The organism is Ruegeria marina (assembly GCF_900101475.1).
Lineage (GTDB): Bacteria > Pseudomonadota > Alphaproteobacteria > Rhodobacterales > Rhodobacteraceae > Ruegeria_B > Ruegeria_B marina.
Window position 1 is genome coordinate 229,753 of the sequence record NZ_FMZV01000005.1, and the last position, 13,359, is coordinate 243,111.

Here is a 13,359-nt window from a genome sequence, read left to right on the forward strand (position 1 = left end):
TATCACCAAGTGTGTTTTCTGCCGGATCAGGGCCCCGGCATTGCCCGGCGAACGGTTGCCTCAGACCGTGTCCAGGTAGACTTCGGTCTTTTCCGCCTCGGTCAATTCCTGAATGTAGCGGTATTCCTGCCGCTTGGTCATGACATAATTGCGGATCAGTTCGGGTGCGAAAATGCGCGCAACCGCCGGATCGTTTTCGAAGGCCTGGATTGCGGCCTCCCAGCTGTCGGGGATCTGCGGCAAGTTCGCGTTGTAGGCATTGCCCGACACTGCTGCGGGCGGCATCTGTCCGTCCTCGATCCCGTTCAGCGCCGCCCCAAGGACCGCTGCGATCATCAGATAGGGATTGACGTCACCACCGGCAACCCGGTGCTCGATCCGGCGCGCGGCGGGGCTGCCTGACGGGATGCGGATGGCGGCAGTGCGGTTCTCGTAGGCCCAACCCACGCCGGTGGGCGCATGGGCGTTGGGCACCAGCCGGGCATAGCTGTTGTCATGCGGAGCAAAGATCAAGGTGCTGCCGCTCATCGCATCCAGACAGCCACGCACGGCATGCAGCAGGGTATCGCTGCCGCGTTCGGTGCCATCGTCGAAGATGTTGTTGCCCTCGTCGTCAAGAACCGAGAAATGCATGTGCATGCCTGACCCAGCGTAATCCTCGTAGGGTTTGGCCATGAAACTGGCGGCAAAGCCATGCTTGCGGGCCAGACCCTTGACCAGCATCTTGAAAAGCCAGGCATCGTCGGCGGCGCGCAAGGCGTCGTCCTGGTGCATGAGGTTGATTTCGAACTGGCCGACGCCTGCTTCGGAAATGGCGGTGTCGGCGGGGATGTCCATGACTTCACAGGCGTCGTAGAGCTCGGTGAAGAAATGATCAAACTGGTCGAGTGCGCGCAGCGACAGGATCTCGCCGGCCTTGCGGCGCTTGCCCGAGCGCGGCGATTGCGGCACCTGCAGGTGGCGGCCGCTGTCGTCGATCAGGAAGAATTCAAGCTCGACCGCGACGACCGGGTTCAACCCGCGCGCCTTGTAGCGTTTTACCACCGTGTTCAGCGCGTGGCGCGGGTCGCCCTCGTAGGGGCGGCCGTCCTCGTGGAACATCCAGATCGGCAGAAGCCCGGTCGGCGTGTCGAGCCAAGGCATTGGCATGAAACCGCGTTCGGTCGGTTGCAGGACTCCGTCACGGTCGCCCGAGGCCAGCACCAGGGGGCTGTTCTCGATATCCTCGCCCCAGATGTCGAGATTCATCACCGACAGCGGAAAGCGGGTGCCGCCTTCGATCGCCTTTTCGGCGAACCGTCCCGGGACGCGTTTGCCGCGCGGTTGGCCGTTCAGATCGGCTGCGGCCACGCGAATTGTTCTTACCTGCGGATGTTTCCGCAGCCAGTTCTTGGCTTGCATGGGACCTTCTCATGCGATGTCTGTTAGATTTGATCAAATTCCTACTACCAGTCCGGGGGGTCTGGCAAGCTCTATTTCCTGCCCCTTTGATTTGGCTGCCAACGGCGGATCGCAAGACACACCGAAATTGACCGTATTGTACGGCCTTTCGGAGGTGAATTGACCGTTTTGTACCAGGGCTTCAGAGGCTCAGAAGAGTCGGTTCGGACGGTAGGGCGCGAGCAGAGGGTCGCTGTCCTGCTCCAGCACGTCGCGCGCAACAAGCTCGCCCACAAGCGGGCCGAGGGTGACGCCGCTGTGCATGGTGGCAAGGTAGAGCCCGTCGTGGCCGGGCACGGGGCCGATGGCGGGAAAGCCGTCGGCGGGGACCGGGCGGGTGCCCAGGGCGGCCTGTTCCAGGTGGAGATCCGCGACGTCGGGCAGGCGGCGGCGCAGGCGGTCCATCAGCTCGTCAATGAGGTCGCTGGCAAAGTCGAGCGTCTCGGTGGCGATGCCACCCGAGAATATCTCGCCCAGATAGAGGCGGCCATCGCTGGCCTGGCGGAAATGGATGTCCGAGGACATGACGATGCGGCTGATCACCGGGGCGACGGGCGCGGTGCGCAGGATCAGGCCAGGGCGGTTGTTCATCGGCAGGCCGGTCAGCGCGCCCGAGCGGATGCCGGCGGCGACCACCACCAGATCGGCGGACATCGGACCGAGGTCGGTCTGCACCCCTGTCACCTGGTCGCCTGTCCGTAACAGCCCGGTCACCTCGCGCCCGAGGATCAGGCGGGCGCCATTCGCCGCAGCCCGGCGCAGCAGGGCGCGCGCCACCTTGTCGGGTTCGGCGGCACCTTCGGAGGGGCACCAGATCGCCCGCTCGGGCGGGTTGGCGACATTGGGTTCCAGCCGGGTGAACTCGTCCGGGCCGATCAATGAGACGTCGTAGCCCCAGCGTGCCATGGCGTCCAGATGGACGTCGAAGGCGTCGCCCTCATCCTCCCACCAGATGCAGCCGTTCCAGGTGACCGCGTCTGACAGGTCGAGCGTGTCGCAGAGCGCCCGGAACCGCGCCACGGCGGCCAGGCGAAAGCGGAAGTAGGTGTCGCTCTCTGACGCGGCGGCGTTGATCCAGCCAAAGGACATGCCCGAGGCACCGGCGCCGGGGCCTGCGCGGTCGAACACCGTGACACGGGCACCGCGCGCCGCCAGTTGATCCGCGATGGATGCGCCGACGATACCGGCTCCGATCACCACGACATGCATCAATGCACCTCAGCGGGCGAGGTTGAGGCGCAAGCGCATCTTGGCGCGCCTCTCCGCGGGCAGATGGCGGTTGAGCCGGGTGTTGATCACCCCGAACACGCCCACCACGGTCAGCGTCAGCAGGATGAAGTAGAACGCCAGGATCGGGTAGGGGATGAACGGGTTGAAGGTCTTGTCGGCGAAATAGCTGGCATAATAGAGCGCATCGCCGCGCTGCTGCCAGGCCGGGAAGGCCGAGAAGAAGACCAGCGTTGTTGCGTGGAAGAGAAAGATCGCCTCGTTCGTGTAGGCAGGCCAGGCCAGCCGCATCATGGTTGGCCAGATGATGCGGCGGAAGCGGGGCCAGCCGCTCATGCCATAGGCATCGGCGGCCTCGACATCGCCCTTGGGGATGGCGCGCAGCGCGCCGTAGAAGATCTCGGCCGAATAGGCGGCGGTGTTCATGAACAGCACGATCAGCGCCCCGGCCCAGGCCGAGGTGAGCATGTCGAACATCGGATAGCTCTTCTTCAGCGACAGGAAGAAGAAATAGGCAAAGAAGAACTGGATGAAGAGCGGCGAGCCGCGAAAGATGAAGATGAACCATTCCGCCGGTTTGCGCGCCCAGCGGTTGGACGAACTTTTGCCAAGCGCCAGGGTGACGGCCAGAAAATAGCCCGAGACCAGCGCCATGAGCCCGAAATAGATGTTCCAGATCATGCCCGAGCCGATCAGGGTGAACTGTTCGCAGAGCGTGAAGTCGGATTTCGGCAGCAGCCGCTCGCCGATGCCGATCGAGCGCAAGCCGTAATCCTGGATGGTGTCGAGACAGTTCTTCATACCGCGGCCTCCTTGCGCAGGGCCTCGCCGCCGGTGGTGGCCTGGCCGTGGCTGAGGCGCACGGTCAGCCGCTCCAGCAGGATTTCAGAGATGCGGGTGAAGCTGAGATAGAAGACCAGCAGGAACAGGAAGTACCACATGCGCCAGTCGTCGTGCGGGTAGTCGGTAAAGCGCGAGGTCTTGGTGCCGCCGATCTCGCGCGCCCAGTAGACGATGTCCTCGATCCCCAGCAGGAACAGCAGCGGCGTCGCCTTGATCAGGATGAGCCAGAGGTTCGACAGGCCGGGCAGGGCATAGATCCACATCTGCGGGACAAGGATGCGCCAGAAGGTCTGGCGCCGGCTCATGCCATAGGCGGCGGCGGTTTCCAGTTGCGAATGGGGCACGGCCCGCATGCCGCCGCGCAGCACGTTGGCGGCAAAGGCGCCGAAGACGATGGCAAAGGTGATGACGGCGAGGAAGAAGGAATAGCTCTGGTGCATCCATTCCGGCGCGGTGCCAAGCGGCAGCTTGGCGGCGGGGCAGACGAGGAAGTCGTTGCCCTGGCGGATCGGGTCGGTCCATTCGGGGCACAGGACCTGGTGGCGGGTCCATTCGAAGGCCTGGTCGAGCGCGATCACGAAGAACAGGAAGAAGGCGATATCGGGCACGCCGCGCATGATCGCGATATATCCCTCGCCCAGCCAGCGCACCGGGGCCAGGTGGGCCCGGGTGGCCATGGCGCCGCCAAATCCCATCGCCAGCGCAACCGGTGCGGTGATGAAGAGGAGCAGCAGCACCTTGACGAAGGACATGTAGAACGACAGGTGCACGCCGTTGGTCAGGTAGCAGGAGAACCAGCGGAAGGTGCCAAGCGTGTCGGGATCGGCGCAGTAGGAAAACATCGGAGAGCCTTTGCGGGGCGTGGCGCGGCGATGGCGCGGGGTCGGGGCGGGCCTTGCAACAGGACCGCCCCGGCCGGTGTCGGGATTATTCGTAGACGGCGGCGTTTTCGCCGAACCACTTCCTGATCATCGCGTTCAGTGTGCCGTCCTCTTTCATCGAGGTGATGGCCGCATCGAACTTGCCGCGCAGTTCGCCGTCGCTTTCGCGCAGACCCATGCCGACGCCGCCGCCCAGCGGCACGTCATCGCCCACGAACATCAGCTCGCCGTTCGATTCCTCGACCAGCGGCACCAGATAGTCCTTGTCGGCGAACACGGCATCGGCCTCGCCGTTGCGGACGGCAGCGATGGTTTCCTCGGGGGTCGCGAATTCGACCAGGGTGGCGCCGCTCTCGGCGATGTAGCCGGCCTGGATGGTGGCGGTCTGGGCCGAGACCACGCCGCCCGACAGGTCGGCATCTTCGGAGGTGGCGACATAGGCCGAGGCGGTCGGCGGCAGGTAGTTCTGGGTGAAGTCGATCACCTCATCGCGCTCGTCGGTGATCGACATGCCGGCGATGATGGTATCGTAGTTGCCCGACACCAGGTTCGGGATGATCGAATCCCAGTCGTTCTTGACCCATTCGCAGGTCAGTTCGGCGCGCTTGCAAAGCTCGTCGCCCAACTCGCGCTCGAACCCGTCGACCTCGCCCTTGTCGTTGATGAAGTTGTACGGAGGGTAGGCGCCCTCGGTGCCCATGCGCACGGTCTGGGCCATGCCCATGCCGGCGGTGAGCGCCAGCGCTGCGGCGGTCAGAATCAGTTTTTTCATTGTGAGACACTCCCCTTAGAGTTTTGTGTTTTTGAGTTTATGCGGCCTGTGTGGCGGAAAGGAAGCCCCGCAGGCGTTCGGATCTGGCCGCGCCGAAAATCTCTTCGGCAGAGCCTTCTTCCTCGATTAGGCCCTGGTGGAGAAACACCACATGGGACGAGATATCGGCGGCCATCTTCATGTCATGGGTGACGATGATCATGGTACGGCCCTCGGCGGCGAGGTCCTTGATCACGCGGATCACCTCCTGCTCCAGCTCGGGGTCGAGCGCCGAGGTCGGTTCGTCGAACAAGAGCGCCTGCGGTTCCATGCACAGACCGCGCGCGATGGCGGCGCGCTGTTGCTGGCCGCCCGAAAGCTGCGCCGGATAGTTGTCGCATTTGTCGCCGATGCCGACCTTGTCGAGATAGCGGCGCGCGCTGTCCTCGACCTCGTGGCGGTCGCGGCCCAGCACGTGCAGCGGCGCTTCCATCACATTTTGCAGGATGGTCATATGGGCCCAGAGATTGAACTGCTGGAACACCATGCTGAGATTGGTGCGGATGCGCAGCACCTGCTTGGGGTCGGCGGGGCGGCGGTTGGAGCCGCTGCCCGTCCAGCGCACCGGTTCACCGTTGAAGATGATCTCACCCTGCTGGCTGTCCTCGAGCAGGTTGCAGCACCTGAGCAACGTGGATTTCCCCGAACCGGACGACCCGATGAGCGACACCACGTCGCCGCGATGGGCGGTGATATCGACGCCCTTTAGCACTTCGAGCTGGCCGAATGCCTTGTGAAGGTCCTTGATCTGGATGACGGGGGGATTGTCTGTCACGTGTCGTCCCGGTGCTTTTGTTCTCGTTTTCAGGGCGTAACTAGGTCCGAATTTTCGGCATATTGCAACGTTCAAAACGACGGTTTGCGCAGTGAAGCTGCCGAAATGGTCAGTCCCGAGGGCTAAATGCGTCCGGTGCGGGCGGGTTCGCTACGGACAGATAGGTCGCCGCCGGGATGTCGACCAGGCCCCGCAGATGCAGGGCCGCCCGGTCATCGGGGGACAGATTCGCGATCGCGACGCGCACGGCGGCGGCAATGGCGGCGGAGTCGCTGCGCAATGCGGTGATATAGGGCAGGGTCGGCGTGGGCGCTGTGCGCGCCACCTCGCGAAGCTGACCGCCCAGCCCGGTGTGTTCGCGGAGCAGTTCCCAGGTCAGCGCGTCGAGCGCCGCCAGATCGGCTGCCCCGTTCGCCACCGCCTCCGCCGATAGCGCATGGGCGCCGGTTTGCAGCAGTGTTTCGGGCCGCAGCCCAAGTGCCAGCAGATGGTTGACCGGCGCAGCCCAGCCCGATTGCGACAGCGCTTCGTTATAGGCGAATGTGCCGCCCGTCAGTCCGGCCAGGTCGCGGTCATCGTCGGCGCGCGCCACGAAGACCGAACAATAGTGTCCGGGCGGGCAGCCGGGCAGGCCATAGTCGGGTGTTCCAACCAGTTGCACGGTTCCGTGCAGCCGGGTGCGATAGGGCATGCCACAGGTCTGCGCCAGCACCAGGTCGGGATCCTGCCATATCTCCCAGAAATCGCGGTCGCGGTCGAGCCGATCGGGACCCTCGCCAAACGCGGCGCGGATCAGCGCCCAGAACCGGTCGTTCGCGTCGCGCAACGGCGGCAGGTCATACATGCCGAGCATCGCGGTCATTGCTGCGCCGCCTTCTGCCGGGCAAGCGCGGAATCCCGGTCGTTGACGCCCAGAAGGTTGGCCACCAGCCGCATCAGCGCGTCCTCTTCGCCGCTGCGCTGGCCGTCGGCCAGCACCACAGACCAGGCTGCCTCGACCACGGCGCGGCGGTCTTCGTAACCGACCGCCTCCTTGATGGCGCGGGTGAAGCGGACGGTATCCGGGGCCTCGGCTTCGAGCGTTTCGGCCCGTGCGCGCAGGGCAGCGGCCTCGAACGGGGAAAGGCCATAGCGCCGGGCGGTGATCCGGTCGATGCGCGCCACTTCGGCTGCGGCATAATCGTTGTCGGACCGAGCGATGCGCACCAACAGCGCGGTCAGCGCCAGGCGGGCATCGTCGTCGGTCAGCGGGGCGGGCTGCGGCTGGGACAGCCGGTTCAGGAAATCGCGAAACATGGCCAAGCTATAGGACGGGTTGGGCGCCGCGCCAAGATCAGCCGTCGCGGCGGGCGAGAATGCGGGCACGGGCGTCGTCGCTGTCCTTGCCGCTGAGTCCCATCGCAATGCGTGCTTCCTCGACGATCTTGACTTCGCCTTCGCGCTCCTCTCCATCGGCCAGTACCACCTCCCACAGCGCGTCGAGCGCGGCAAGCCTCTCGTCGATCCCGGTGGTTTCACGGATCAGCTTGCCGAACGTGTCGGTGTCCGGGGCGGCGGCATGCAGCTTCTCGCAGGTCGCGCGCACCTTTGCGGCCTCGATCGCATTGTGCTGGTAGAGCCGCGCCAGGATGCGGTCGATCAGGCTGATCTCCTCGACCTGGTAGTCGCGGTCGGCCTTGGCCACGCGCACCAGCAGCGCGCCAAGCGCCAGTTCGGCGTCCGGGTCGGGCAGGGTCATGGGCGCGGGCGGGCGGAAGGCCTGGAACAACTTTTTCAGCATGACGCGAATTTATCCCATATCTTGCGGGGCTCCAAGCGTGAACTACCCGTCATAGCCCCGGATGATCACCATGTCGCCGGTCGAAACCGGATCGCGCAGCGCCTTGGCAGCCTGGTAGCCGGGGCTGTGGTAACAGGCCAGCGCGGCCTCGTAGTTGGGAAACTCGATCACCACGGTGCGGGCGCGGCAATGGCCCTCGGTCTGTTCGTAATCCCCCGCCCGCACCAGGAAGCGCGCCCCGTATTCGGCGAAGGGGGCGGCATTGGCGGCGATGTAGGTCTTGTAGGTTTCGATATCGTCCACATCGACATGGGCGACCCAGTATCCCTTGGTCATCTTTAGCTCCTTCTCTGTGCCGTCAACCTGCCGGGGAACGCGGGCTTGTGCAATCCCGCTTGTGCGGTGCGGCGATTTCGGCAAAGTGGTGCCAGATGCTGATCTTCGACGGACATAACGACGTGCTCACCGAACTGAGCCGGGCTGGCGGCCGGGCCGCGGCGCCGGGGTTCCTGACCGGATTGCCCGGCCAGATGGACTTGCCAAGGGCGCGCAAGGGAGGGTTCGGCGGGGGATTCTTCGCGCTCTGGTCGCGTTCGGACGGGCTGACCGATTTCAGCGCGCTCGGGTCCGAGTACGATGTGCCGCTGCCCGACCCGGTGCCCGATGCCCAGGCCTGGGAGATGATCCGCGCGCAGACGGATACGCTCCTGGCACTCGAGGAGTTCGGCGCATTGCGTATCTGCACCAGCACCGCGCAGATCGCCCGCGCCCGGGCCGATGGCGTGCTCTCGGCCATCCTGCATCTGGAAGGGGCCGAGGGGATCGGGCCGGATTTCCATGAGCTGGAAGAACTCTATGCGCTGGGCCTGCGCTCGCTCGGGCCGGTCTGGAGCCGACCCAACGTCTTTGGCCATGGGGTGCCATTCCGTTATCCCTCGGGTCCCGATATCGGACCGGGGCTGACCGAGCGTGGCCGCGAATTGATCGCACGCTGCGAGGAGATGGGCATTCTCGTGGATCTCAGCCACCTGAATCTGGCGGGTTTCCGCGATGTGGCGGAAATCTCGAAACGTCCGCTGGTGGCCACCCATTCGAACGCCCACGCGGTGGTGCCGCACGCCCGCAACCTGACGGACGCCCAATTGCGCATCATGGCCGAAAGCGGCGGGCTGGCGGGGCTGAATTACGAATCGACCTTCGTACGGCCGGACGGGCGACCGGATGACGACATCCCTCCGGGTTTCCTGCTGGCGCAGCTCGATCATCTGATCGACCGGCTGGGCGAGGAGGGCGTGGGTCTTGGGTCGGATTTCGACGGCTGCACGCCGCCGCGCTGGCTGAACACGGTGGACAATCTTCCTGCGCTGGTTCAGGCGATGGAGCAGCACGGATACACCGCCGCCCGGATCGAGCGGATCTGCTGGGGCAACTGGATGCGGGTACTGGCAGAGGTCTGGCGCGAGCGGCACTGATCGTTTTCCGGTTGAGCGCCTGCGGCGCGCTCTTTTTATGCCGCGCCTCCGGCGCGGAAGGCGAGGCTCCGCCTCGCGCTCCGGAGTATTTCCAACCAGAAAGAAAGCCTGTCCGGCACCTGTTTCTTTCTGGTCCGAAATACTCCGGGGGAGTCGCCGTCAGGCGACGGGGGCAGCGCCCCCCGACCCGGGTCAGACCAGGCGTGAGCTTTCCTTGGCCGCACGCACGAAATCGGCAAAGAGCGGATGCGGCGCGAAGGGTTTGGATTTCAGTTCCGGATGGTATTGCACGCCGATGAACCAGGGGTGATCTGCCCATTCCACGATCTCGGGCAGGCGGCCGTCGGGTGACATGCCGGAAAACCTGAGCCCGGCCTTTTCCAGCTTGTCGCGGTACTTGATGTCGACCTCGTAGCGGTGGCGGTGGCGTTCCTCGATATTGCAGGTGCCATAGACCTCGGCCACCCTGGAGCCGTTTGCCAGCACCGCGTCATAGGCGCCGAGCCGCATGGTGCCGCCCTTGTCGTCATCGACCTTGCGGCTGACCTTGTAGTTGCCCTGCACCCATTCCTTGAGGTGATAGACCACTGGTTCGAAGCGTTTCGCACCGGCTTCGTGGTCGAATTCCTCGGAGCCGGCTGTGGCGATCCCGGCGACGTTGCGCGCGGCCTCGATCACCGCCATCTGCATGCCGAGGCAGATGCCGAGATAGGGCACCTGGTGTTCGCGGGCATATTGCGCCGCCTTGATCTTGCCCTCGGTGCCGCGCTCGCCGAAGCCGCCGGGCACAAGGATGGCGTTGAAGCCTTCCAGATAGGGGGCGGGATCTTCGCGGTCGAAGATCTCGGCATCGACCCATTCGATCTTGACCTTGACCCGGTTGGCCATGCCGCCGTGGGTCAGGGCCTCGGCGATGGATTTATAGGCGTCTTCGAGCTGGGTGTACTTGCCGACGATGGCGACCTTGACCTCGCCCTCGGGGTTGTGGATGCGGTCGCTGACATCTTCCCATTTCGTCAGGTCCGGTTTCGGCGCCGGGCTGATCTGGAACGCGTCCAGCACCGCCTGGTCCAGCCCTTCGGCGTGGTAGGCCAGCGGCGCGTCGTAGATGGTGGAGAGATCCTGGGCCGCGATCACCGCGTCGGGGCGCACGTTGCAGAACAGCGCCAGTTTCTCGCGTTCCTTCTGAGGGATCGGCCCTTCGGAGCGACAGACGAGGATGTCGGGGGCGATACCGATGGAGCGCAGTTCCTTGACCGAGTGCTGGGTCGGTTTGGTTTTGAGCTCGCCGGAGGCCTTGATATAGGGCAGCAGTGTGAGATGCATGAAGATGCATTGGCCACGCGGCTTGTCCTGGGAAAACTGGCGGATCGCCTCGAAGAAGGGCAGGCCCTCGATATCGCCGACGGTGCCGCCGATCTCGCAAAGCATGAAATCGACCTCGTCTTCGCCGATCGAGATGAAATCCTTGATCTCGTTGGTGACATGCGGAATGACCTGGATGGTCTTGCCGAGGTAGTCGCCGCGGCGCTCTTTTTCGAGCACGTTGGAATAGATCCGGCCCGAGCTGACCGAGTCCGTCTTGCGGGCGGCCACCCCGGTGAAGCGTTCGTAATGGCCGAGGTCCAGGTCGGTCTCGGCGCCGTCGTCGGTGACGAAGACCTCGCCATGTTCAAAGGGCGACATGGTGCCCGGATCGACGTTCAGATAGGGGTCGAGCTTGCGCAGGCGGACGGAAAATCCGCGCGCTTGCAGCAGCGCGCCCAATGCGGCCGAGGCCAGACCCTTGCCAAGCGAAGAAACGACACCGCCGGTGATGAAGATGAAACGCGCCATGAGTGTTCGGCTGCCCCCGTGAGAAGTCAGAATTCAGCTGCCCGGCGGTTTCGGAAAAACCGCAGCATCACGGGACTTTACGTATAAAGGATTCGCGCCAATTGCGCAAGAGAACCGCAAGATGCTGTTGCGGCTCTCACCTGCCGGGCAATCTGTAGTGGATCAGTCCGCCTTGGGCACCAGCGGGGCGTTGTCCCCCGAGCCGGGCGGAAGCAGGTCGCTGCCGGCCGGAACGCTGGGGGTTGCCGGTTCGGAGGCCTCGGGCGCCGGCACACCGAGCCGGTCGATGACCGAGGTGCCTGCTGCCTTTTGCGCGGCGATGATCGTCAGCGTGATCGAAGTGATGATGAAAGCGATTGCCAGCACCCAGGTCACCTTGGCCAGCGCGGTTGCAGCCCCGCGGCCCGTCATCACACCGCCGCCGCCACCCATGCCCAGGCCGCCACCTTCGGACCGCTGCATCAGGACGACGGCGATCAGGCCCAGAGCCAGGAGAAGGTGAATGATGAGGACGACGTTTTCCATGGTGTTCCTGCGGCCGGTGGCGAGTATCGCGTGGTATCTATGCAAGTTTGCCCGCAGGGGCAAGCCACGAATGGGATCATGCGTGGCGATGGGCGTGATCACTGCAAACGGGCTGGACAGGGCAGCGTCGGGGCGGCAGTCTGCCACGCATGCCACATGACCATCACGACCACCCGCATGCCCTGCTTCCCTCCGACCCGGCGCTGCGCGTCAAGGCGCTGGAGACGATCCTGACCCGCAAGGGGCTGATCGACCCGGCGGCGCTGGACGAGATCATCGACACCTATCAGAATCGGATCGGGCCGCAGAATGGCGCCCGCGTGGTGGCGCGGGCCTGGTCCGACCCGGATTTCAAGGCGGCTCTGCTGGCGGATGCTACGCCTTTGGTGGCCGAGATGGGCTATTTCGGGCGGCAGGGCGAGCATATGGTGGTGGTCGAGAACACTCTCCAGACCCACAACATGGTCGTCTGCACCCTGTGCAGCTGCTACCCTTGGCCGCTGCTCGGCATTCCGCCGGGCTGGTACAAATCGGACGCCTATCGCGCCCGCGCGGTGCGCGAGCCGCGCAAGGTGCTGGCCGAGTTCGGGGTCACCCTGCCCGAGGGGGCCGCCGTGCGGGTCTGGGATTCGACCGCCGAGATCCGCTATCTGGTGCTGCCGATGCGGCCCGAGGGGAGCGCGGACATGGACGAGGCGGCGCTGGCCGCGCTGGTCACGCGCGACAGCATGATCGGCACCGGCCTGGCGCGGGTGCCGGCATGACGCGGGTGCATGACATGGGCGGGCGGTTCGGCGATGGCGCGGTGGTGCCCGAGGCCGACGGCATCCCGCAGCTGGGCGACTGGCAGGCGCGGGCGCTGGCGCTGACGCTGGCGGCGGGGGCGCTGGGACAGTGGAACATCGACGTCTCGCGCCATGCCCGCGAGCGGCTGTCGCCCGCCGATTATGGCCGCTTCAGTTATTTCGAGAAATGGATCGCGGCGCTGGCCGACCTGCTGGTCGAGACCGGGGTGCTGACCGAGGAAGATTTGAGCGGTCAGGAGGGCGATGCGCCGCATCCGCTGGCCGACCGCGTGCTGAAGGCCGAGGCGGTGGCGGCGGTGCTGGCGCGCGGCGGTCCGTCGGAGCGCCCGTCGAACGTGGCGTCCCGGTTCGAGGTGGGACAGGCGGTGCGCACCCTGCGCCCGGCGGCGAACCGGCTGGTCGATGGCGGCCATACCAGGCTTCCCGCCTATGCGGCGGGCGCGCGTGGGCGAATCGTGCGGAAACACGGCAGCCATGTCCTGCCCGACAGCAATGCTCACCGGCTGGGCGAGGCGCCCGAGCCGCTCTATGCGGTGGCTTTCCCGGCGTCGGAGCTGTGGGCCGATCCCGAGGCGCCGGGGGATGAGGTGGTGCTGGACCTGTGGCAGAGCTACCTGGAGCCGGCATGAACGACTGTCCCGACATTGCCGCGTCCGAGCCGGTCTTTGCCGAGCCCTGGCATGCGCAGGTCTTTGCCCTGACCGTGCATCTGAACGAGGCGGGCCGGTTCACCTGGGCCGAGTGGGTGGCGCGGTTTTCCGCCACGCTGAAACGGCACGGGCTGTCGCGCGACCTGGATGGGGGCGAGGATTACTTCAACGCCTGGCTGGAGACGCTGGAGATGTTGCTGGACGAGGCGGGCGAGGCCGCGCCCGAGGAGCGCGCCGAGGCGCGCGCCGAATGGGAGCGCGCCTATCTGTCGACGCCGCATGGCCAGCCGGTGCGACTGGCGGAGTGATGCCG

The 13,359-nt window shown here is 65.3% G+C and carries 16 protein-coding genes; 4 read left to right on the forward strand and 12 right to left on the reverse strand.

Annotation, left to right across the window (positions count from 1 at the left end; translation table 11 throughout):
- Nucleotides 1-60: 60 nt before the first annotated feature.
- The 10 genes from BLT75_RS09590 to BLT75_RS09635 all read right to left on the reverse strand — a co-directional run bounded on the left by BLT75_RS09590 (nucleotide 61) and on the right by BLT75_RS09635 (nucleotide 8,093).
- Entirely contained in the window at nucleotides 61-1,401 is a 1,341-nt protein-coding gene (locus tag BLT75_RS09590; protein WP_093030160.1) for a glutamine synthetase family protein, read from the reverse strand.
- A 189-nt stretch (nucleotides 1,402-1,590) separates the two neighbouring features.
- On the reverse strand, nucleotides 1,591-2,649 hold the full coding sequence (locus BLT75_RS09595) for an NAD(P)/FAD-dependent oxidoreductase (protein WP_093030163.1): 1,059 nt from the start codon (nucleotides 2,647-2,649) through the stop codon (nucleotides 1,591-1,593).
- Nucleotides 2,650-2,658: 9 nt separating this feature from the next.
- Entirely contained in the window at nucleotides 2,659-3,468 is an 810-nt protein-coding gene (locus BLT75_RS09600; RefSeq protein ID WP_093030166.1) for an ABC transporter permease, read from the reverse strand.
- Nucleotides 3,465-4,352: an ABC transporter permease gene (locus BLT75_RS09605; RefSeq protein ID WP_093030169.1), complete on the reverse strand. Its 888-nt coding sequence runs from the start codon at nucleotides 4,350-4,352 to the stop codon at nucleotides 3,465-3,467. Before BLT75_RS09605 ends, BLT75_RS09600 begins: the two co-directional genes overlap by 4 nt.
- Nucleotides 4,353-4,437: 85 nt before the next feature.
- The gene (locus BLT75_RS09610; protein WP_093030172.1) at nucleotides 4,438-5,163 is read right to left on the reverse strand and encodes a transporter substrate-binding domain-containing protein; all 726 of its coding nucleotides are present in this window, start codon (nucleotides 5,161-5,163) and stop codon (nucleotides 4,438-4,440) included.
- A 37-nt stretch (nucleotides 5,164-5,200) separates the two neighbouring features.
- The gene (locus BLT75_RS09615; protein WP_093030176.1) at nucleotides 5,201-5,977 is read right to left on the reverse strand and encodes an ABC transporter ATP-binding protein; all 777 of its coding nucleotides are present in this window, start codon (nucleotides 5,975-5,977) and stop codon (nucleotides 5,201-5,203) included.
- Between the two features lie 109 nt (nucleotides 5,978-6,086).
- Nucleotides 6,087-6,839: a phosphate/phosphite/phosphonate ABC transporter substrate-binding protein gene (locus BLT75_RS09620; RefSeq protein ID WP_093030179.1), complete on the reverse strand. Its 753-nt coding sequence runs from the start codon at nucleotides 6,837-6,839 to the stop codon at nucleotides 6,087-6,089.
- Nucleotides 6,836-7,273 carry a tellurite resistance TerB family protein gene (locus BLT75_RS09625; protein WP_093030552.1) on the reverse strand — a complete coding sequence of 146 codons (438 nt, stop codon included), beginning with the start codon at nucleotides 7,271-7,273 and terminating at the stop codon, nucleotides 6,836-6,838. Before BLT75_RS09625 ends, BLT75_RS09620 begins: the two co-directional genes overlap by 4 nt.
- 37 nt (nucleotides 7,274-7,310) lie before the next feature.
- The gene (locus tag BLT75_RS09630; RefSeq protein WP_093030181.1) at nucleotides 7,311-7,757 is read right to left on the reverse strand and encodes a tellurite resistance TerB family protein; all 447 of its coding nucleotides are present in this window, start codon (nucleotides 7,755-7,757) and stop codon (nucleotides 7,311-7,313) included.
- Between the two features lie 42 nt (nucleotides 7,758-7,799).
- Nucleotides 7,800-8,093: a DUF1330 domain-containing protein gene (locus BLT75_RS09635; RefSeq protein ID WP_093030184.1), complete on the reverse strand. Its 294-nt coding sequence runs from the start codon at nucleotides 8,091-8,093 to the stop codon at nucleotides 7,800-7,802.
- A gap of 95 nt (nucleotides 8,094-8,188) precedes the next feature.
- Between BLT75_RS09635 and BLT75_RS09640 the strand changes: the two genes are divergently transcribed.
- The gene (locus tag BLT75_RS09640) at nucleotides 8,189-9,229 is read left to right on the forward strand and encodes a dipeptidase (protein ID WP_093030187.1); all 1,041 of its coding nucleotides are present in this window, start codon (nucleotides 8,189-8,191) and stop codon (nucleotides 9,227-9,229) included.
- A gap of 192 nt (nucleotides 9,230-9,421) precedes the next feature.
- Here BLT75_RS09640 and BLT75_RS09645 read toward each other — a convergent pair whose 3' ends face one another.
- Entirely contained in the window at nucleotides 9,422-11,065 is a 1,644-nt protein-coding gene (locus BLT75_RS09645; protein ID WP_093030190.1) for a CTP synthase, read from the reverse strand.
- Nucleotides 11,066-11,227: 162 nt separating this feature from the next.
- Nucleotides 11,228-11,590 carry a preprotein translocase subunit SecG gene (secG, locus tag BLT75_RS09650; RefSeq protein WP_093030555.1) on the reverse strand — a complete coding sequence of 121 codons (363 nt, stop codon included), beginning with the start codon at nucleotides 11,588-11,590 and terminating at the stop codon, nucleotides 11,228-11,230.
- A gap of 149 nt (nucleotides 11,591-11,739) precedes the next feature.
- On the opposite strand from secG, the gene nthA reads away from it, so the two are divergent.
- From nthA to BLT75_RS09665, 3 genes are read left to right on the forward strand one after another with little or no spacing between them, the layout of a single operon-like run.
- Nucleotides 11,740-12,354 carry a nitrile hydratase subunit alpha gene (gene nthA / locus BLT75_RS09655; RefSeq protein ID WP_093030193.1) on the forward strand — a complete coding sequence of 205 codons (615 nt, stop codon included), beginning with the start codon at nucleotides 11,740-11,742 and terminating at the stop codon, nucleotides 12,352-12,354.
- Nucleotides 12,351-13,025, forward strand: coding sequence for a nitrile hydratase subunit beta (nthB, locus tag BLT75_RS09660; RefSeq protein WP_093030196.1), 675 nt, complete (start codon nucleotides 12,351-12,353; stop codon nucleotides 13,023-13,025). Before nthA ends, nthB begins: the two co-directional genes overlap by 4 nt.
- Nucleotides 13,022-13,354, forward strand: a complete 333-nt coding sequence (locus BLT75_RS09665; protein WP_093030199.1) for a nitrile hydratase accessory protein — start codon at nucleotides 13,022-13,024, stop codon at nucleotides 13,352-13,354. Before nthB ends, BLT75_RS09665 begins: the two co-directional genes overlap by 4 nt.
- Nucleotides 13,355-13,359 lie beyond the last annotated feature (5 nt).

What these genes read in the sequence shown, in the direction of transcription:
- nthB (WP_093030196.1), top strand. Translation starts at nt 12,351, where the DNA reads ATGACGCGGGTGCATGACATGGGCGGGCGGTTCGGCGATGGCGCGGTG.
- BLT75_RS09595 (WP_093030163.1), bottom strand. Translation starts at nt 2,649, where the DNA reads ATGCATGTCGTGGTGATCGGAGCCGGTATCGTCGGCGCATCCATCGCG.
- BLT75_RS09640 (WP_093030187.1), top strand. Translation starts at nt 8,189, where the DNA reads ATGCTGATCTTCGACGGACATAACGACGTGCTCACCGAACTGAGCCGG.
- BLT75_RS09620 (WP_093030179.1), bottom strand. Translation starts at nt 6,839, where the DNA reads ATGACCGCGATGCTCGGCATGTATGACCTGCCGCCGTTGCGCGACGCG.
- BLT75_RS09645 (WP_093030190.1), bottom strand. Translation starts at nt 11,065, where the DNA reads ATGGCGCGTTTCATCTTCATCACCGGCGGTGTCGTTTCTTCGCTTGGC.
- BLT75_RS09605 (WP_093030169.1), bottom strand. Translation starts at nt 4,352, where the DNA reads ATGTTTTCCTACTGCGCCGATCCCGACACGCTTGGCACCTTCCGCTGG.
- secG (WP_093030555.1), bottom strand. Translation starts at nt 11,590, where the DNA reads ATGGAAAACGTCGTCCTCATCATTCACCTTCTCCTGGCTCTGGGCCTG.
- BLT75_RS09665 (WP_093030199.1), top strand. Translation starts at nt 13,022, where the DNA reads ATGAACGACTGTCCCGACATTGCCGCGTCCGAGCCGGTCTTTGCCGAG.
- BLT75_RS09635 (WP_093030184.1), bottom strand. Translation starts at nt 8,093, where the DNA reads ATGACCAAGGGATACTGGGTCGCCCATGTCGATGTGGACGATATCGAA.
- BLT75_RS09590 (WP_093030160.1), bottom strand. Translation starts at nt 1,401, where the DNA reads ATGCAAGCCAAGAACTGGCTGCGGAAACATCCGCAGGTAAGAACAATT.
- BLT75_RS09630 (WP_093030181.1), bottom strand. Translation starts at nt 7,757, where the DNA reads ATGCTGAAAAAGTTGTTCCAGGCCTTCCGCCCGCCCGCGCCCATGACC.
- BLT75_RS09610 (WP_093030172.1), bottom strand. Translation starts at nt 5,163, where the DNA reads ATGAAAAAACTGATTCTGACCGCCGCAGCGCTGGCGCTCACCGCCGGC.
- BLT75_RS09600 (WP_093030166.1), bottom strand. Translation starts at nt 3,468, where the DNA reads ATGAAGAACTGTCTCGACACCATCCAGGATTACGGCTTGCGCTCGATC.
- BLT75_RS09625 (WP_093030552.1), bottom strand. Translation starts at nt 7,273, where the DNA reads ATGTTTCGCGATTTCCTGAACCGGCTGTCCCAGCCGCAGCCCGCCCCG.
- nthA (WP_093030193.1), top strand. Translation starts at nt 11,740, where the DNA reads ATGCCACATGACCATCACGACCACCCGCATGCCCTGCTTCCCTCCGAC.